This is a genomic window from Dickeya zeae NCPPB 2538, assembly GCF_000406165.1.
Lineage (GTDB): Bacteria > Pseudomonadota > Gammaproteobacteria > Enterobacterales > Enterobacteriaceae > Dickeya > Dickeya zeae.
The window spans coordinates 648441-667441 of record NZ_CM001977.1 but is presented as its reverse complement, the minus strand read 5'-3'; the positions used below and the strand labels follow the sequence as shown (position 1 = coordinate 667441).

The following is a 19001-nucleotide window of genomic DNA, read 5'->3' as shown; positions in this document are numbered from 1 at the left end:
GCCTCACTTCAAAATGGCGGCCAGTCTACATAACTTGTCGAGAAAATACTCAATCATTTTCATTGAAAAGTGTGAACCGGCTCAAATTGGATTAAAAAGCGAACAAAAAAGCCTCGCCCGTTAAGGCGATGAAGAAATCGTCATGATCTCTGGCTGAAAGGTGTTCGTCAGCTATTGCTGGTCCGATCCTGATAGGTCGTCTTGCTCTTGGCCTAACTGCGCCAATTCCAACAATGCATAGCGGTGCTCAACAAAATTGTGAACATTGTTAGCAACCGTCAGCTTGAACAACGCCTCGGCGGTGTTCTTGTCCCCCAGACTTAGGTAGTGCTTACCTAAATAGAAGTCAGTTTCACTGAGATGCTCGGCGAGCGAAGTGTTATCCTTAGCTTCTTCCTGTACACGCTGCATCAGCGCTTTTTCGCTGATGTTGCCCAGGTAGAATTCGACAATCGTCCATCCCCACACACCTTTCTTTGCACCCTCGTAGCGTTCTTTCAACGCCAGTTTGGCCTTCTCGGGATTGATTTCTCTCTCCACCAGATAAAGCCACAGGGAACGGAAAGGATCATTAGGATCGTCGCGATAAAACGCTAGCAGATCATCCTGCGCCAACTGGTAGCGACCGCCGTAGTACAAAGCGATGCCCCGATTCAAACGCGCATAATTGTAAGTTGGATCAAGCTCTAATACAGAATCAAACGCTTCATAGGCAGCATCAAAATTGCCTGCCTGCGTCAAGTAAATGCCGAGATAGTTAAATACCTCCGGCATATCGGGACGGATAGAAAGCGCTTGTGAAAAATCATTTCGCGCCAACGCCCGTAACCCGAGGCTATCATACAGCACTCCGCGCTCATATAACAGCTGTGCTCGCTCATCGGGAGTAATTGCCCGGCTCGCCAGGATTTGCTCCATGCGCGCCAGAATGACTTCCTGCTGCAACGTAGGCTGCAACGGAACCGCCAGCAATGCATCTTTGCGCCAATCCGTGTTGCTGCATCCTGCCAGCATAATTGCTGTCGCAACATAACACCAGCGCAAGAAAGGCTTCATTTCCCACTCCCGAAGACAAACATTTGATGAACATCCTGTCCCCGACTGCTCAGCATAAGGATATCCGTTCCTTATAATACACGCAGCTCCTTCACACTGTAAGGAGCTGCCAATCGATTATCCGTTATTATTCTGCCTCGGAAACCGGTGTAGTTTCCTGAGGTTGAGCCGTTGCTTCTTTTATGCTCAAACGGATACGACCCTGACGGTCCACTTCCAGTACCTTGACCGGTACTTCCTGGCCCATCTGCAGATAGTCGGTCACTTTCTCAACACGCTTGTCGGCGATCTGAGAAATATGTACCAGACCTTCTTTACCGCCACCGATGGCAACAAACGCACCAAAGTCAACGATACGAGTCACTTTACCCTGATAGATACGGCCCACTTCGATTTCAGCCGTGATCTCTTCGATACGACGAATCGCGTGTTTGGCTTTTTCGCCGTCGGTCGAGGCGATCTTCACCGTACCGTCATCTTCGATCTCGATAGTCGTACCGGTTTCTTCAGTCAGCGCACGGATAACAGAACCGCCTTTACCGATCACATCTTTGATCTTGTCAGTGCTGATCTTGATGGTGTGAATACGCGGTGCGAATTCGGAGATATCGCCACGCGGCGTGCTGATAGCCTGTTCCATCACACCCAGAATGTGCAAACGCGCACCCTTGGCCTGATTCAGCGCCACCTGCATGATTTCGCGGGTGATACCTTCGATTTTGATGTCCATCTGCAACGCGGTCACGCCTTCGCGGCTACCGGCTACTTTGAAGTCCATATCGCCCAGGTGGTCTTCGTCACCCAGAATATCAGACAGAACAACGTAGTTCTCGCCTTCCTTCACCAGACCCATCGCGATACCGGCAACAGCCGCTTTAATCGGCACGCCTGCATCCATCAGCGCCAGAGAAGCGCCACAGACGGAAGCCATGGAAGAAGAACCGTTGGATTCGGTAATTTCAGACACAACACGTACGGTGTACGGGAAGGCTTCCGGTTTCGGCATAACCGCCAGTACACCACGTTTAGCCAGACGACCGTGACCGATTTCGCGGCGTTTCGGCGACCCAACCATACCGGTTTCACCCACGGAGTACGGAGGGAAGTTGTAGTGCAGCAGGAAGCGATCGGTACGCTCACCGGTCAACTCATCAATGGTTTGTGCATCACGCTCAGTACCCAGCGTCGCGGTAACCAACGCCTGAGTTTCACCACGGGTGAACAGCGCGGAGCCGTGAGTACGCGGCAGCACGCCAGTCCGTACATCCAGACCACGGATCATATCTTTTTCGCGACCGTCGATACGCGGTTCGCCACGCAGCACACGGCTACGTACCACGTTCTTCTCGATGCTGCCGAGGATGTCACGCAGTTCGTTTTCGTCCAGCGTTTCATCTTCTGCCAGCAGGGCCGCAATCACGTCAGCTTTGATGGTATCAACCTGCGCGTAGCGTTCCTGTTTTTCAGTGATGCGATAAGCGTCGCCCAGACGAGCTTCAGACAGCGCCTGTACACGGTTGTGCAGTTCGACGTTCACGTCCGGTGCCTGCCAGTTCCACTTCGGTTTGCCAGCTTCTGCCGTCAGCGACTTGATGTTTTCGATAACAATCTGTTGTTGATCATGACCGAATACCACCGCACCCAGCATTTGATCTTCGCTCAGCAGGTCTGCTTCGGATTCCACCATCAGCACCGCGCCTTCGGTACCTGCTACTACCAGGTCCAGGCGGCTGGTTTTCAGCTCTTCAGTCGTCGGGTTCAGCACGTACTGATCGTTGATGTAACCAACGCGAGCGGCACCAATCGGGCCATTGAACGGGATACCCGACAGACTCAGCGCTGCAGAAGCACCGATCATGGCAACGATATCCGGGTTAACCTGCGGATTCACGGAAACCACAGTGGCAATAACCTGGACTTCGTTAACGAAACCATCTGGGAACAGCGGACGAATCGGGCGGTCAATCAAACGGGAGATCAGCGTTTCGCCTTCGCTCGGGCGGCCTTCACGGCGGAAGAAACCACCGGGAATACGACCCGCAGCGTAAGTACGCTCTTGATAGTTAACAGTCAGCGGGAAAAAGTCCTGCCCCGGTTTAGCGTGTTTGGCACCCACAACAGTTACAAATACTGCGGTGTCATCCATGCTAACCATAACAGCAGCGGTGGCCTGACGGGCCATCATGCCGGTTTCCAGCGTTACGGTATGTTGGCCGTACTGGAATTTACGAACGATCGGATTTAGCAAAATACTATCCTTTACCAGAGGCGCACACCATATCCCTGATATGGCGCACCAGTTAAATACTCGATCCGCTCATTACATCCTCGCGACTAATGACAGACTTTATTCTGATAAAGCTATTCTCGATGCAGCTATTTCTCATGCACCACGTATAGCAACAGAAATAAATAAAGCCTCTCATTAGCCGCGCGAATCGCTGTAATTACGGATCCTATTCACAACAGCAATACATTACTCTGTTTTGCTGGTACTTCCTAGAAGAAAGGGGCCCAAAGAGGCCCCTTTCTCCTGAAACTCGTCGAATTAGCGACGCAGACCCAGACGTTCAATCAGGGTGGTGTAGCGTGCCAGATCTTTACGCTTCAGGTAGTCCAGCAGCTTACGACGCTGAGAAACCATACGCAGCAGACCGCGGCGGCTGTGGTGATCTTTCTTGTGCTCAGCAAAGTGACCCTGCAGATGATTAATCTGCGCAGTCAGCAGAGCAACCTGGACTTCGGTAGAACCGCTGTCATTCGTGCCACGACCAAATTCCGCAACGATTTTCGCTTTTGCTTCAACGCTTAGAGACATGATTTACTCCAAAATATTATAGATAGAACGGGCGCCGATCTCTAATTCAGCTGCCCAAGATTTAAGCCGCACTATTTTACTCTTAGCGCTATATAATCGCAAGGCGCTCAGACACCCGTCGGCTCAGGGTTTTCTACTACCAGACGACGCGGCGCCACTCGCCCTTCATCATCGATTTCGCCCATACCGATAAAGCGACGTTCGTCACCCTCAGTGATACGCACCATGCCATCTGTCGGCACAGCGGTAGCACGCACGGCCTGCCCCAGTTTAAGGTAACCCGCCACTACCGGTGACAGATTCACCTCAGGAAATGCCTGCACAGCGGTATCCATCGGCAACAGCAGTACATCCAGCAAGTCACCAATCGGTTGTTCTTGTGCTTCTGCCTGTTCACGCAATGCCTGTAATTGCTCCAGCGTGACCATACGTTCAGTAGGATACGTCGCCACCTGCAAACGACGCAGATACATCACATGAGCGCCACACCCCAGCTTCTCACCCAGATCATCAATGATGGTACGGATGTACGTTCCCTTGGAGCAGTGGATTTCCAGTTCCAGCTCATCGGCTTCCCAGCGGATAAACTGCAACTCATAGACGGTGATATCACGCGCTTCCCGCGGCACAACCAGCCCCTGACGGGCGTACTCGTAGAGCGGGCGGCCTTGGTATTTCAGAGCAGAATACATCGACGGTACCTGCTGGGTATCGCCGCGAAAGCTGTCCAACGCCAGCATTAACGCATCATGCGTGAATGTGACGGAGCGTTCCTCGATAATGTTACCGTCGGCATCCGACGTGTCGGTCCGTTGCCCCAGACGGGCTATCACCCGGTAACGCTTATCTGCATCCAGCAGGTATTGGGAAAATTTGGTCGCTTCACCCAGACATATCGGCAGCATACCGGTCGCCAGTGGATCCAGTGCGCCCGTATGCCCGGCTTTGTTAGCATTGAAGAGACGTTTTACCTTCTGCAGGACATCGTTAGATGACGCCCCTTGCGGTTTATCCAGCAGCAGAACGCCGTGGATATCACGACCACGACGGCGAGGACGCGACATTACGCCTCCTGCTCATCATCTGTGTCAGATGTACGACGCTCGGCATCGCGTTTAACCACGCGGGTCACCAGATTGGACATCCGCATCCCTTCAACCAGAGAGTTGTCATAGGAGAAGGTCAGTTCAGGCACGACGCGCAGACGCATTGCCTTACCCAGCAGCATACGGATAAAACCGGATGCATCCTGTAATGCCTTCACCCCGACTTTAACCTGCTCCGGCTCGTTGTCATTCAAAAAGGTCACAAATACTTTGGCGTAAGCCAAATCGCGTGACACTTCTACGCCAGATACTGTTGCCATACCTACACGCGGATCTTTCACTTCACGCTGAATAATAATGGCGATTTCTTTTTGCATTTCCTGCGCCACACGCTGCGTGCGGCTGAATTCTTTTGCCATGATGAATCCTCAAAGAAAAATTGGGGGGCACTCGGCCCCCCAGCATGAAAACATCAGGTACGTTGTTGCACGTATCACTCGATGGTGCGTTTGATCTCAATAATTTCAAATACTTCGATCATGTCACCGGTGCGAACATCGTTGTAGTTCTTCACGCCGATACCACATTCCATGCCATTACGGACTTCGTTGACGTCATCCTTGAAGCGACGCAGGGATTCCAGCTCACCTTCAAAGATAACCACGTTGTCACGCAGCACGCGAATCGGGTTGTGACGTTTCACCACCCCTTCGGTCACCATACAGCCAGCAATCGCGCCGAACTTCGGTGATTTGAACACATCGCGCACTTCCGCCAGACCGATAATTTCCTGCTTGTATTCCGGCGCCAGCATACCGCTCATTGCCTGTTTCACTTCGTCGATCAGATCATAGATAACGGAGTAGTAACGCAGATCCAGGCTTTCTGCTTCAACGATACGACGGGCAGAGGCATCCGCACGGACGTTAAAGCCAAGGATAATCGCGTTGGACGCAGCAGCCAGTGTGGCATCGGTTTCGGTGATCCCACCCACGCCGGAGCCCACAATCTTGACTTTGACTTCGTCGGTAGACAGCTTCTGCAACGAATCGGAAATGGCTTCCACAGAGCCCTGAACATCGGCTTTCATTACGATGTTCAGTTCGGATACTTCGCCTTCGTTCATGTTGGCGAACATATTTTCCAGCTTGGACTTCTGCTGACGCGCCAGTTTCACTTCGCGGAATTTACCCTGACGATAAAGCGCAACTTCACGTGCTTTCTTCTCGTCGCGGACTACAGTCGCTTCGTCACCCGCAGCCGGTACACCGGACAGACCCAGAATCTCTACCGGAATAGACGGACCTGCTTCAGTAATTTCGCGCCCCAGCTCGTCACGCATGGCACGAACACGACCGTATTCAAAACCACACAGTACGATGTCGCCCTTGTTCAACGTCCCTTCGCGAACCAGCACGGTAGCCACCGGGCCACGGCCTTTGTCCAGGAAGGATTCGATGACCACACCACTGGCCATACCGCTGTGAATAGCTTTCAGTTCCAGTACTTCAGCCTGCAGCAGGATAGCTTCCAGCAGTTCGTCGATGCCTTCGCCACTCTTGGCAGAAACATGTACAAATTGGGACTCGCCACCCCACTCTTCCGGCATAATACCGTACTGAGAGAGTTCGTTTTTAACGCGATCCGGATCAGCTTCCGGTTTATCGATTTTGTTAACAGCCACAACCACCGGCACTTTGGCCGCTTTGGCGTGCTGAATAGCTTCAATCGTCTGCGGCATCACGCCGTCATCAGCAGCAACTACCAGAACCACGATATCGGTCGCCTGAGCACCACGAGCACGCATGGCGGTAAACGCCGCATGCCCCGGGGTATCCAGGAAGGTAATCATGCCGTTATCCGTTTCAACGTGGTAAGCACCGATATGCTGGGTAATACCACCCGCTTCGCCTGCCGCCACTTTGGTTGAACGAATGTAGTCCAGCAATGACGTCTTACCATGGTCAACGTGACCCATGATGGTGACCACCGGCGCACGTGATTCGGATTCGGAGGACAGACCGGTATCACGGTCGCTCATTACCGCTTCTTCCAGCTCGTTTTCACGGCGCAGGATCACTTTGTGACCCATTTCTTCCGCGACCAGCTGAGCTGTTTCCTGATCGATAACCTGGTTGATGGTTGCCATCGCCCCCAGTTTCATCATCGTTTTGATGACCTGAGAACCTTTGACCGCCATTTTGTTGGCCAGCTCGGCAACGGTAATGGTTTCGCCAATCACCACATCACGGTTGACCGCCTGCACAGGCTTATTAAAGCCTTGCTGCAGCGTACTCGGCTTACGTTTACCTTTACCGCCGCGAGTCACCGCACGGGCTTCTTCACGGTCAGCTTTCGACTCAGACAGGCGATTGCCTTTCTTCTGTTTGGTTACTTTGCTGCTGCGACCGCGACCGCGACCACCTTCGACCTGACGATCGTTCTCATCTTCCGCTTCACGCGCGTGATGAGAGGTGGTTACGTGGTAATCGGCGTCTTCGGTAACTTCGCTGCCTTCTTTTTCCCAGCGTCCGGCATTTTCTTCTGCCATCCGGCGCGCTTCTTCAGCGATACGACGAGCTTCTTCCTCGACTTTACGACGAGCCGCTTCTTCCGCCTTACGCTTGAGCTCAGCCGCTTCCGCTTCGCGACGCGCTTTCTCAGCCTGAGCTGGTTTAGTCATACTATCGTTTTGTTGATTGCTCACTTTCTCTTTTTCCGCTACGTCACGCTTAGCTTTTTCGGCGGCCTCACGTTTGGCTTGCTCTTCAGCAACGGCGCGTTTTGCCTTCTCTTCTTCCTCACGTTTGGCTTTTTCTTCAGCCTCACGTTTGGCTTGTTCCTCAGCAGCGCGCTGTGCCTGTTCTTCCGCTTCACGCCGTGCCTGCTCTTCCTCAGCTGCAGCTTGCTGCTCTTCGTGAGGATCGCGTTTTACATAGGTGCGCTTCTTGCGGACTTCGATCTGCACCGATTTGCTCTTACCACCGGTGCTGGGAATATTTAACGTGCTACGTGTCTTACGCTGCAACGTTAATTTCCCTGGCGCAGCACCGCGATCACGGTTCAGATGCGCCAGTAGTGTTTCTTTTTCGTTCTGAGTCACAGAGTCCGACGCAGATTTGGTGATTCCCGCATCAGCAAACTGCTGTATCAGGCGGTCAACCGGCGTCTGGATCTCTGCGGCCAGTGATTTTAGGGTTACATCTGTCATGCTGTTCCTTTCCTGCTACAGTTCGTTATTCGTTACTGCCACCAAACCAACAGATATTACGTGCGGCCATAATCAGCTCACCGGCTTGTTCTTCATTAAGCCCTTCGATATCTGCCAGGTCATCGACGCCCTGCTCAGCAAGATCTTCCAGCGTGCAAACACCACGAGCTGCTAGTTTAAACGCCAGCTCACGGGACAGACCAGATAAATTGAGCAAATCTTCTGCCGGCTGACCGTTGCCACGGTTCTCTTCATTCGCCAGAGCCAGTGTAGTCAGCGCCGCTTTCGCACGTTCACGCAATGCTTCGATGGTTTCTTCATCTAATCCATCGATTTCCTGCAGCTCATGCATGGGGACATAAGCCAGCTCTTCTAGTGAAGAGAAGCCTTCTTCAACCAGTGCGGTGGCGAACTCTTCGTCGATATCCAGATGTTTGGTGAAAATATCGATAGCAGCATGGGCTTCGGCCTGATGTTTGGCCTGCAAGTCCTCAATGGTCATCACGTTCAGTTCCCAGCCACTCAGTTGGGAAGCCAGACGCACGTTCTGACCGTTACGGCCGATAGCCTGAGCCAGGTTACCCGCCTCAACCGCGATATCCATGGTGTGTTTGTCTTCATCAACCACAATGGATGCCACATCAGCCGGTGCCATAGCATTAATCACGAACTGTGCCGGATTGTCATCCCACAGGACTATGTCGATACGCTCGCCGCCCAGTTCGCTGGATACGGCCTGAACACGCGCACCACGCATCCCTACGCACGCACCGACCGGGTCGATACGCTTGTCGTTGGTTTTAACCGCGATTTTAGCGCGGGAACCCGGGTCGCGGGCAGCGGCTTTGATTTCAATGACTTCTTCACCGATTTCCGGCACTTCGATGCGAAACAGTTCAATCAGCATTTCAGGGCGGGAACGGCTCACAAACAACTGCGCGCCACGCGCTTCCGGACGAACGGCGTACAATACACCGCGAATACGGTCACCTGGGCGGAAGTTTTCACGCGGCAGCATATCTTCACGACCGATCACCGCTTCAGCATTACTGCCCAAATCCAGCGTGATGTTATCGCGGTTCACTTTCTTCACTACACCGGTAACAATTTCGCCTTCCTGCTCACGGAACTGATCAACCACCATCGCACGCTCAGCTTCACGCACTTTCTGTACGATAACTTGCTTAGCGGTCTGCGTGGTGATGCGGTCGAAAGTCACGGATTCGATCTGATCTTCGATGTAACCACCCAGATCAATACTTGGTTCTTCGAATTGCGCCGCTTCCAGCGTGATTTCACGTGTTGGCTGGGTCACTTCGTTGACGACCAGCCAACGGCGGAAAGTATCGAAATCGCCGGTTTTACGGTCGATGCAAACACGAACATCAATTTCCTGCTCGTATTTTTTCTTGGTCGCTGTCGCCAGCGCAGTCTCCAGCGCTTCAAAAATCTTTTCGCGCGGCACGGCTTTTTCATTGGAAACCGCTTCAACAACAGCCAGAATCTCTTTATTCATCCTAGTTGCCTCATCCAAACTTTAAAAGTGGGGTACCAGGTTCGCCTTCTGGATATTGCTCAGCGCGAACACTTCATCTTTGCCTTCCACTGTTACGGTAATCATCTCACCTTCGACAGACTTGATAATACCTTGCCACTTACGGCGATTCTGAACCGCCATGCGCAGTACCAGACTCACCTCTTCACCCACAAAATGCGCGTAATGTGCAGCAGTAAAAAGCGGCCGGTCCAGGCCCGGTGACGACACTTCCAGGTTATAGGCAACGGATATGGGATCCTCAACATCCAATACCGCACTGACCTGGTGGCTAACATCAGCACAATCATCAACAGTGATACCATCTTCACTATCAATATAGATACGCAGTGTCGACTGGCGTCCCCGGATGAACTCAATGCCCACCAGCTCATAGCCCAGGGCTTCAACAGGTGCCGAAATCATCTCTGTTAACTTTTGTTCTAATGTGGACAAGCCCACCCCCAAGACATAAAAAAAGGGCTTAATAGCCCAGTAATTCTGCTGTCAGATAACAAAAAACCCCGATATATCGGGGCTTTATGCAACTGGACCCTATTTACCGCAAACTGCTGCGGTATAACTACCATCAAGTATTCTTTCAAAATTCACCGTAAACAATACGTTTGATGCAAAACAGTTTATTTGAAAAAAAACTTTTCTGGGAAGTTAAGTGGTTGCGGGGGCCGGATTTGAACCGACGACCTTCGGGTTATGAGCCCGACGAGCTACCAAGCTGCTCCACCCCGCGTCCGAAAACGTGGCAAATACTACGCTGACAACCGCTAAAATGCAAGTTATCTATAGGATTGGTACCGAGGACGGGACTTGAACCCGTAAGCCCAATCGGGCACTACCACCTCAAGGTAGCGTGTCTACCAATTCCACCACCTCGGCATCACAATTTGTTTTTATCATCAACATTTTCGTTGATGAAACGTCTGCGATTATTTAGGAATATCGCTCGACGGTGCAGCTGGTGCTTTAGGCTGGTCTGCTTTTTCAGCAGCTGCCGGCTGACTCAGGTTATCCCAGCCACTGCTTTTTTTGCTGTGGTCAGAACTCATATTACCCAGAATCAGACTGAGTACGAAAAACAGCGTGGCAAACAGCGCCGTCATTCGGGTCATGAAATTGCCGGAACCGCTAGAACCAAACAGCGTAGCGGAAGCACCTGCTCCGAACGACGCTCCCATATCTGCACCTTTACCTTGCTGCAGCATGATAAGACCAACAAGGCCAATTGCTACCAGCAGGAAAATTATCAGAAGAGCTTCGTACATAGTTGTACCCGTTATGTATCCTCACCATTCGGCAAGGCATCGCTAATTCTTGCGGTTCACCCGCGACTATCCGCAACAGGATGAGCAGCATCCCCTATAAAGCGGGTCTGAATACTAACTAAAGCCTCGGATGTACGCAAGGGTAATTTGGCGCCCATTAACCGATTGAGGAAAAAAACAGCGCCTTGGAGAAAAAGACTGGAAAATACTGATTACTCAGTGGTTCACACATTTGCCAGAGTGGCGGCAAGGGTATCCGCCCCTTGCCACCATTTCAGTCTGTCGCGTTACCGTTTAGCCTGCGGCTTTTACTGCATCCGCAATGTGGTTTGCCATCTGTGTCACGGTCGCCTCATCTTCCCCTTCCACCATCACACGGATTAGCGGTTCCGTACCCGACTTACGCAGCAACACCCGGCCACGGCCTGCCAGTTGTGTTTCCACATCCTGAGTCGCCTGTTTCACCGCATCGCTTTCCAACGGGTCACCCTCACCGGAAAAGTGAACATTCACCAGTATTTGCGGGAATAGTTTCATACCGCTGCACAGGTCATGCAAGCTCATGTGGTTGCGAACCATCGCCGTCAGCACCTGCAAGCCTGCGATAACTCCATCACCCGTCGTCGTTTTATCCAGCAGGATAACGTGGCCTGAATTCTCCGCCCCCAGCCGCCAGCCTTTTGACTGCATCAGTTCCAGAACATAGCGGTCACCCACTTTAGCGCGGGCAAACGGCACACCAAGCTGTTTTAGCGCTACCTCAAGCCCCATGTTACTCATCAGCGTGCCGACCGCACCACCACGGAGCTGGCCCTGACGCAACGCTTCACGCGCAATAATATAGAGGATCTGGTCGCCATCCACTTTGTTACCCTGGTGATCAACCATAATCAGACGATCACCGTCACCATCAAACGCCAGACCCACATCAGCCTTTTCAGACAGTACGCGTTCCTGAAGTTGGGTCACATCGGTCGCGCCACACTGCTCATTGATGTTCACCCCATCAGGCTCACACCCAATCGCGATCACCTTGGCACCTAACTCTCGCAATACGCTGGGCGCAATGTGATAGGTCGCGCCATTCGCACAATCCACCACGATTTTGAGGCCATTAAGACTCAGTTCACTCGGAAACGTACTTTTACAGAACTCAATATACCGCCCAGCAGCATCGACGATACGGCTTGCCCGACCCAATTCGGCGGATTCTACGCAAGTCAGCGGTTTTTCCATTTCCGCCTCGATCGCCTCTTCTACTTCGTCCGGCAACTTGGTGCCGTCAATCGAAAAGAACTTGATGCCGTTATCGTAGTAAGGGTTATGGGACGCTGAAATAACGATGCCAGCCTCTGCGCGGAAAGTCCGGGTAAGATACGCCACGGCAGGGGTTGGCATCGGGCCGGTGAATGATGCTGACAGCCCTGCGGCAGCCAAACCAGCTTCGAGCGCAGACTCCAACATATAACCCGAGATACGGGTATCCTTGCCGATAATGATCTTTCTGGAGCCGTGACGTGCCAGTACCTTACCGGCAGCCCAACCCAATTTCAGTACGAAATCGGGTGTAATCGGCAGGTCGCCCACCTTGCCCCGAATACCATCGGTGCCAAAATATTTGCGGCTACTCATATTTGTTGTTATTCCTTCGCTGATAGAGTTGCTTCGACTACACGTATCGCATCCACCGTCGCTTTCACATCATGGACGCGGATAATATGGGCGCCTTTCATGGCGGCAATCACCGCACACGCCACACTCCCGTAAACCCGCTCAAGCGGCGGGACACCCAGCAGTTGCCCAATCATGGTCTTTCTGGACATGCCAACTAATAGCGGTAAGCCAAATTGGTGTAAGTCTTCCAGACGTCCCAGCAGTCGATAATTGTGCTGCAAATTCTTGCCGAACCCGAACCCGGGATCCAGCAATAACTGTTCGCGTGGCATGCCAGCAGCGGTACAGCGGGCAATATGATGCTCAAAAAATTCCATAACCTCACCCACAACATCATCATAATGCGGCGTGTGTTGCATGGTTTTTGGTAACCCTTGCATATGCATCAGGCACACAGGCAAACCTGTGGCTACCGCAGCCTCCAGCGCCCCTGGCTCTCTGAGCGCCCGAATGTCATTAATCAGATGGGCACCCGCCTGTGCACTGGCAGTGATCACTTCCGGTTTAGACGTATCGACTGAAATCCAGGTTTCAAAACGTTGGGCCAGCGCTTCCACCACTGGCACAACGCGATCCAACTCCTCTTGTGTGCTGACTTCATCAGCGCCAGGGCGGGTAGACTCACCACCAACATCGATGAAAGTCGCACCCGCGGAGATCATCTGCTCAGCATGGATCAGTGCAGCGTTTAGAGTATTGTGCTTACCGCCATCAGAAAAGGAATCAGGGGTGACATTCAGGATCCCCATAACCTGGGGACAGGAGAGATCTAGCGTTAATCCGCGCGCGTTCAATTTCATGTTCTGTATCTCAGTGCGTTTGGTCAGTGCGCCCTTCTGGAGTAAAAAACCCCGGCAAGCCGGGGTTTGAGGGAATTGGCAGCCCAGATGAGGACTGTCACACCATATTTGTCTTACTTGTCGTTCAACGGCCCAGACATCGTATTGCCCGACGTTGGAGTATGGGGTTCATCCGCCGTTGTCGGCGCTTTAGGTGTACCGCCATTATCAGACGAGGAAGAGTTATTACCCGGTGTCGGATCTTCCCAACCAGCCGGTGGGCGAACATCCTTGCGAGACATCAGATCGTCAATTTGCGGCGCATCGATAGTTTCATACTTCATCAATGCGTCTTTCATTGAGTGCAGGACGTCCATATTAGCCATCAGCAACTCACGGGCACGCTGATAGTTACGTTCGATCAACGCCTTCACTTCCTGATCGATGATGCGTGCGGTTTCATCCGACATGTGCTTGGCTTTAGCAACAGAACGGCCGAGGAACACTTCGCCTTCCTCTTCCGCGTACAGCAATGGCCCCAGTTTTTCAGAGAAGCCCCACTGCGTTACCATGTTACGCGCAATAGACGTCGCCACTTTAATATCGTTGGACGCACCGGTAGAAACATGTTCCGGCCCATAGATGATCTCTTCAGCCAGACGACCGCCGTACAGTGTAGAAATCTGACTTTCCAGTTTCTGACGGCTGGCGCTGATAGCATCGCCTTCTGGCAGGAAGAACGTCACCCCTAGCGCACGGCCACGCGGAATAATTGTCACTTTGTGTACCGGATCATGCTCAGGCACCAGACGCCCGATAATGGCATGCCCAGCTTCGTGATACGCCGTGGATTCTTTTTGCGCTTCGGTCATGACCATAGAGCGGCGTTCCGCCCCCATCATGATTTTGTCCTTGGCTTTTTCGAATTCCACCATAGACACCACACGACGGTTGCCACGAGCGGCAAACAATGCTGCCTCATTGACCAGGTTGGCCAGATCGGCACCGGAGAAACCCGGCGTACCGCGAGCGATAACGGAAGCATCGATGTCTGGCGACAGCGGCACACGACGCATATGAACCTTCAGAATCTGTTCGCGGCCACGCACATCCGGCAAGCCGACCACAACCTGACGGTCAAAACGGCCGGGACGCAACAACGCCGGGTCCAGTACGTCAGGACGGTTAGTCGCGGCGATAACGATAATACCTTCGTTACCTTCGAAACCATCCATTTCAACCAGCATCTGGTTCAGCGTTTGTTCACGTTCATCGTGACCACCACCCAAACCTGCACCACGCTGACGGCCCACAGCGTCGATCTCATCGATAAAGATGATACAAGGCGCGGCTTTCTTGGCCTGTTCAAACATGTCTCTTACGCGCGAAGCACCGACACCGACGAACATTTCCACAAAGTCGGAACCCGAAATGGTGAAAAATGGCACCTTGGCTTCACCCGCAATGGCTTTCGCCAGCAAGGTTTTACCGGTCCCCGGCGGGCCAACCATCAGTACGCCTTTCGGAATTTTACCGCCCAGCTTTTGAAAACGGCTTGGTTCGCGCAGGTATTCGACCAGCTCGGCAACTTCTTCTTTGGCTTCATCACAGCCCGCCACATCGGCGAACGTGGTTTTAATCTGATCTTCAGTCAGCATCCGTGCCTTGCTTTTACCGAACGACATGGCACCTTTGCCACCTCCGCCCTGCATCTGGCGCATAAAGAAAATCCAGACGCCAATCAGCAACAGCATGGGGAACCAGGAGATGAAGATCGACGCTAACAGGCTCGGTTCTTCCGGCGGCTCACCAACCACTTTTACGTTTTTGGTCAGAAGGTTATCCAGCAGTTTAGGATCGTTGACAGGGATGTACGTGGTGTAACGGCTGCTGTCTTTTTTGACAACATTGATCTCGCGCCCATTGATGCGCGCTTCACGGACCTGATCCTGATTCACTTCAGTCAAAAAGGTTGAATAATCCACCCTACGGCCATTCGACTCGCTGGGCCCAAAGCTCTGGAATACGGACATCAGCACAACTGCGATGACCAACCAGAGAATCAGGTTTTTCGCCATGTCACTCAAGGGATTAACCTCATATTACATCTGTGTTAAAGAATAGCGTCAGGGTACTATAGTTTACGGCCTGTCGCTACAATGTACACCTCACGGGACCTGGCTCGGGAGGCATCTGGCTTACGAATCTTTACCGTCGTAAACAGGGAGCGAATCTCGCGTAGGTACTCATCGAAGCCCACGCCCTGAAATACTTTCACTACGAAACTACCACCTGGTGCTAATATATCCCGGCACATATCCAATGCAAGTTCAACCAGATACATCGCCCGGGGAATATCTACCGCCGGCGTACCGCTCATGTTCGGGGCCATGTCAGACATCACCACCTGAACCTTTTCGTCCCCAACCCGTTCCAACAGGGTTTTGAGCACTAATTCATCACGAAAGTCCCCTTGAAGGAAATCGACTCCGACAATAGGATCCATCGGTAAAAGATCACACGCGATAATGCGCCCTTTTCCACCGATCTGACTGACGACATACTGCGACCATCCGCCTGGCGCCGCCCCCAGATCTACCACGGTCATACCGGGTTTAAACAGCTTGTCCGTTTGCTGTATTTCATCAAGTTTAAACCAAGCGCGCGAGCGAAGCCCCTTTTTCTGCGCCTGCTGTACATATTTATCGCTAAAGTGTTCCTGCAACCAGCGACTGGAACTTGCAGAACGCTTTTTGTTAGCCATCGATTTTCCAACTATGATTTTTCTAACTAGTGTTAATTAAGATGCCAGCAGCGGACAACAGCGCTCAACGATAGCCAATCAGTATAGCCGGATTGGTGATAATCATGAGATGGCGGTAGAATGGTCCGTTTTCAATCCTAACCTAAGCAAAAAAGACAATGAATCTGAGTAACAAACAAAAACAGCACCTGAAAGGCCTGGCTCATCCGTTAAAACCAGTCGTCATGCTGGGCAACAACGGCCTCACCGAAGGTGTACTGGCTGAAATCGAACAGGCTCTGGAGCATCACGAACTGATCAAGGTGAAAATCGCTACCGAAGATCGTGAAACCAAAGGGTTGATTGTCGATGCCATTCTGCGTGAAACCGGCGCCAGCAACGTTCAGGTCATCGGCCACACTCTGGTGCTCTATCGTGCGTCAAAAGAGCGCAAGATTGTGTTGCCTCGTTAACATTTTCGGTTCAGGTTACCTTGTTTCACCGCAAGGTTCCATGACCCGCTGGTGAGAAAAAAGGCCGATATCGGCCTTTTTCCTTTCTTTACAATCCAGACTGGCGTCTTGTTTGCTCACCGTTATCAGAGGTATTCAACCTTCAGAATTTCGTACTCCACCACGCCACCCGGCGTGCTGATCGTCACCACATCATCTTCTTCTTTGCCAATCAGGCCACGGGCAATCGGCGAATTCACAGAAATCAGGTTCTGTTTGAAATCAGCCTCATCGTCACCCACGATACGGTAAGTTTGCTCTTCTTCCGTATCCAGGTTCATGACCGTCACCGTAGCACCAAAGATCACGCGACCATTGGCCGCCATTTTGGTGACATCGATGACCTGAGCATTAGACAGCTTGGCCTCAATTTCCTGAATCCGGCCTTCACAGAACCCTTGCTGCTCACGGGCCGCATGGTATTCCGCGTTTTCCTTCAAATCGCCATGTTCACGCGCCTCAGCGATCGCAGCGATAATTTCAGGCCGACGCACCGACTTCAGGAAGTCCAGCTCTTCGCGTAACTTTTCAGCACCACGCAACGTCATCGGAAATTGTTTCATATCGTCACTACCTCTAAAAAATCCGTACGGCTCACGTTACCGTCATCCTGACGCGATAAAATCACCTGCGACGGAATGTTTCCATGCCAGTGCACCTGACAATTTAAACAAAAACTGCCTCGCCCGGAACATCACTTCCAGGCCAGACGCGTTTTTGCATTTTGATACGCATTTTACCCCAGAGTTCCACCAGGGTCATCGTTTACTTTATCCCTTGATGCGCCGTAGTATGACCACCACGTTACCCTGTACTTGATTGAGATTATGCGTTTTTTATCGATTCTGACCGGTTTTACCTGTGCAGTTGCCCTGCATGCCAACGCTGCCGCCATGGATGAGTACACCAAATACCTGCCAGATGGGGCCAATCTGGCGCTGGTGGTGCAAAAAATCGGTGCCACGACGCCAACGCTCGATTACCACAGCCAACAGATGGCGTTACCCGCCAGTACACAGAAAGTCATTACGGCGCTGGCGGCATTGCTACAGTTGGGGCCTAATTACCGCTTTGTCACAACGATAGAAAGCAACGGTGCCCTCACCGGCGGGGTATTACGTGGCAATCTGACAGTGCGCTTTAGCGGTGACCCAACACTGAAGCGCCAGCAGATTCGCAATATGGTACAGGAACTGAAAAAGCGGGGAATCAAGGAAATCAGTGGTGACGTCTTCATCGACACATCCGTGTTCGCCAGCCACGATAAAGCCCCCGGCTGGCCCTGGAACGATCTGACCCAATGCTTCAGTGCACCGCCCGCCGCGGCCATTGTCGATAAAAACTGCTTCTCTATTTCACTTTATAGTGCGCCGAAAGCCGGTGACAACGCCTTTATCCGAGTGGCGTCTTATTATCCGGTGCACATGTTCAGTGAAGTACGCACACTGCCAAAAGGCTCGCCTGATGCCCAGTATTGCGAACTGGATGTCGTGCCGGGCGAACTCAACCGATACACCCTCACGGGTTGCCTGACACAACGGGCAGAACCCTTACCCTTGGCGTTCGCGATTCAGGATGGTGCCAGCTATGCCGGGGCTATCGTAAAAGATGAACTGGAGCAGGCCGATATTCGTGTCGATGGGAACCTACGGCGCCAGACATTACCGGGTACCCCCGGTACAGTGCTGGCACAAACCGAATCAGAACCGCTGCATGAACTGCTGACCACCATGCTAAAGAAATCGGACAACATGATTGCCGATACCGTATTTCGCACCATCGGGCATGAGCGCTTCAAAGTACCCGGGACCTGGCGTGCCGGAGCCGATGCCGTGCGTCAAATCCTGCGTCAGAAAGCGGGTGTTGATCTTGGCAACACCATTATCGTTGATGGCTCAGGACTTTCGCGACACAACCTGATCGCCCCTGCGACCATGATGCAGGTGTTGCAATACATCGCCCAACACGATAATGAACTGAATTACATCAAGATGCTGCCGCTGGCTGGTTATGACGGCACGTTACGCTATCGGGCGGGTCTACACGAAGCTGGACTTGATGGCAAAGTCTCAGCTAAAACCGGTTCTCTTCAGGGCGTATACAATCTGGCAGGATTTATTACCACCGCCAGTGGTCAGCGCATGGCTTTCGTGCAGTATCTTTCAGGCTATGCCGTACCACCGGAAGATCAAAAAGAGCGACGTATTCCGCTGGTCCGTTTTGAAAGTCGTCTTTACAAAGACATCAACCAAAACAATTAACCAGACAAAAAAATCCCCTATCTGCGGTATGCAGATAGGGGAAACATGTACAACTAACAAGCAAATCTTTCGACTACCGACCTG

Annotated in this window: 17 protein-coding genes and 2 tRNA genes; 2 read left to right on the top strand and 17 right to left on the bottom strand. The window is 52.2% G+C overall.

Annotated elements, in window-relative coordinates:
• Window positions 1-3 precede the first annotated feature (3 nt).
• From yrbN to rlmE, 16 genes are all read right to left on the bottom strand, one after another.
• On the bottom strand, window positions 4-63 hold the full coding sequence (gene yrbN, locus DZE2538_RS21420) for a protein YrbN (RefSeq protein ID WP_107760761.1): 60 nt from the start codon (window positions 61-63) through the stop codon (window positions 4-6).
• Between the two features lie 108 nt (window positions 64-171).
• Entirely contained in the window at window positions 172-1056 is an 885-nt protein-coding gene (gene nlpI / locus DZE2538_RS03050) for a lipoprotein NlpI (RefSeq protein WP_019843804.1), read from the bottom strand.
• Window positions 1057-1183: 127 nt separating this feature from the next.
• The gene (gene pnp, locus DZE2538_RS03045; RefSeq protein ID WP_038913144.1) at window positions 1184-3304 is read right to left on the bottom strand and encodes a polyribonucleotide nucleotidyltransferase; all 2121 of its coding nucleotides are present in this window, start codon (window positions 3302-3304) and stop codon (window positions 1184-1186) included.
• A gap of 300 nt (window positions 3305-3604) precedes the next feature.
• Window positions 3605-3874, bottom strand: a complete 270-nt coding sequence (gene rpsO, locus DZE2538_RS03040) for a 30S ribosomal protein S15 (RefSeq protein WP_012771120.1) — start codon at window positions 3872-3874, stop codon at window positions 3605-3607.
• 107 nt (window positions 3875-3981) lie between these two features.
• Complete coding sequence (gene truB / locus DZE2538_RS03035; RefSeq protein ID WP_038915555.1) at window positions 3982-4938, bottom strand: tRNA pseudouridine(55) synthase TruB; 957 nt, start codon at window positions 4936-4938, stop codon at window positions 3982-3984.
• On the bottom strand, window positions 4938-5339 hold the full coding sequence (gene rbfA, locus DZE2538_RS03030; RefSeq protein ID WP_019843801.1) for a 30S ribosome-binding factor RbfA: 402 nt from the start codon (window positions 5337-5339) through the stop codon (window positions 4938-4940). Before rbfA ends, truB begins: the two co-directional genes overlap by 1 nt.
• Before the next feature lie 74 nt (window positions 5340-5413).
• Window positions 5414-8131 carry a translation initiation factor IF-2 gene (gene infB, locus DZE2538_RS03025; RefSeq protein ID WP_038915554.1) on the bottom strand — a complete coding sequence of 906 codons (2718 nt, stop codon included), beginning with the start codon at window positions 8129-8131 and terminating at the stop codon, window positions 5414-5416.
• 25 nt (window positions 8132-8156) lie between these two features.
• A complete protein-coding gene (nusA, locus tag DZE2538_RS03020) occupies window positions 8157-9647 on the bottom strand; it encodes a transcription termination factor NusA (RefSeq protein WP_019843800.1) in 1491 nt (496 codons plus the stop codon).
• Between the two features lie 21 nt (window positions 9648-9668).
• Window positions 9669-10121, bottom strand: a complete 453-nt coding sequence (gene rimP, locus DZE2538_RS03015) for a ribosome maturation factor RimP (protein ID WP_026357807.1) — start codon at window positions 10119-10121, stop codon at window positions 9669-9671.
• 218 nt (window positions 10122-10339) lie between these two features.
• Window positions 10340-10416, bottom strand: a tRNA-Met gene (locus DZE2538_RS03010).
• Window positions 10417-10475: 59 nt separating this feature from the next.
• A tRNA-Leu gene (locus tag DZE2538_RS03005) sits at window positions 10476-10562 on the bottom strand.
• Between the two features lie 50 nt (window positions 10563-10612).
• Entirely contained in the window at window positions 10613-10948 is a 336-nt protein-coding gene (gene secG / locus DZE2538_RS03000; RefSeq protein WP_012883338.1) for a preprotein translocase subunit SecG, read from the bottom strand.
• A 294-nt stretch (window positions 10949-11242) separates the two neighbouring features.
• Window positions 11243-12580, bottom strand: coding sequence for a phosphoglucosamine mutase (gene glmM, locus DZE2538_RS02995; RefSeq protein WP_038915553.1), 1338 nt, complete (start codon window positions 12578-12580; stop codon window positions 11243-11245).
• Window positions 12581-12588: 8 nt separating this feature from the next.
• A complete protein-coding gene (gene folP, locus DZE2538_RS02990) occupies window positions 12589-13422 on the bottom strand; it encodes a dihydropteroate synthase (protein ID WP_023638899.1) in 834 nt (277 codons plus the stop codon).
• Between the two features lie 113 nt (window positions 13423-13535).
• On the bottom strand, window positions 13536-15488 hold the full coding sequence (ftsH, locus tag DZE2538_RS02985) for an ATP-dependent zinc metalloprotease FtsH (RefSeq protein ID WP_012883335.1): 1953 nt from the start codon (window positions 15486-15488) through the stop codon (window positions 13536-13538).
• Window positions 15489-15535: 47 nt separating this feature from the next.
• Window positions 15536-16165 (bottom strand): 23S rRNA (uridine(2552)-2'-O)-methyltransferase RlmE, encoded by a 630-nt coding sequence (rlmE, locus tag DZE2538_RS02980; protein ID WP_012883334.1) that lies wholly within the window; start codon window positions 16163-16165, stop codon window positions 15536-15538.
• A gap of 158 nt (window positions 16166-16323) precedes the next feature.
• Here rlmE and yhbY point away from each other — a divergent pair, with 158 nt between their 5' ends.
• On the top strand, window positions 16324-16617 hold the full coding sequence (gene yhbY / locus DZE2538_RS02975) for a ribosome assembly RNA-binding protein YhbY (protein WP_012771131.1): 294 nt from the start codon (window positions 16324-16326) through the stop codon (window positions 16615-16617).
• A gap of 125 nt (window positions 16618-16742) precedes the next feature.
• Here yhbY and greA read toward each other — a convergent pair whose 3' ends face one another.
• Entirely contained in the window at window positions 16743-17219 is a 477-nt protein-coding gene (greA, locus tag DZE2538_RS02970) for a transcription elongation factor GreA (RefSeq protein WP_019843796.1), read from the bottom strand.
• A gap of 264 nt (window positions 17220-17483) precedes the next feature.
• On the opposite strand from greA, the gene dacB reads away from it, so the two are divergent.
• Entirely contained in the window at window positions 17484-18917 is a 1434-nt protein-coding gene (gene dacB / locus DZE2538_RS02965; RefSeq protein ID WP_038913138.1) for a serine-type D-Ala-D-Ala carboxypeptidase, read from the top strand.
• The last annotated feature ends 84 nt before the right edge of the window (window positions 18918-19001 follow it).

Bases quoted from the DNA above. Each gene is read 5' to 3' on its own strand.
- nlpI (WP_019843804.1), bottom strand. From the start codon at position 1,056: ATGAAGCCTTTCTTGCGCTGGTGTTATGTTGCGACAGCAATTATGCTG.
- rpsO (WP_012771120.1), bottom strand. From the start codon at position 3,874: ATGTCTCTAAGCGTTGAAGCAAAAGCGAAAATCGTTGCGGAATTTGGT.
- truB (WP_038915555.1), bottom strand. From the start codon at position 4,938: ATGTCGCGTCCTCGCCGTCGTGGTCGTGATATCCACGGCGTTCTGCTG.
- rbfA (WP_019843801.1), bottom strand. From the start codon at position 5,339: ATGGCAAAAGAATTCAGCCGCACGCAGCGTGTGGCGCAGGAAATGCAA.
- infB (WP_038915554.1), bottom strand. From the start codon at position 8,131: ATGACAGATGTAACCCTAAAATCACTGGCCGCAGAGATCCAGACGCCG.
- nusA (WP_019843800.1), bottom strand. From the start codon at position 9,647: ATGAATAAAGAGATTCTGGCTGTTGTTGAAGCGGTTTCCAATGAAAAA.
- secG (WP_012883338.1), bottom strand. From the start codon at position 10,948: ATGTACGAAGCTCTTCTGATAATTTTCCTGCTGGTAGCAATTGGCCTT.
- glmM (WP_038915553.1), bottom strand. From the start codon at position 12,580: ATGAGTAGCCGCAAATATTTTGGCACCGATGGTATTCGGGGCAAGGTG.
- folP (WP_023638899.1), bottom strand. From the start codon at position 13,422: ATGAAATTGAACGCGCGCGGATTAACGCTAGATCTCTCCTGTCCCCAG.
- rlmE (WP_012883334.1), bottom strand. From the start codon at position 16,165: ATGGCTAACAAAAAGCGTTCTGCAAGTTCCAGTCGCTGGTTGCAGGAA.
- yhbY (WP_012771131.1), top strand. From the start codon at position 16,324: ATGAATCTGAGTAACAAACAAAAACAGCACCTGAAAGGCCTGGCTCAT.
- greA (WP_019843796.1), bottom strand. From the start codon at position 17,219: ATGAAACAATTTCCGATGACGTTGCGTGGTGCTGAAAAGTTACGCGAA.
- dacB (WP_038913138.1), top strand. From the start codon at position 17,484: ATGCGTTTTTTATCGATTCTGACCGGTTTTACCTGTGCAGTTGCCCTG.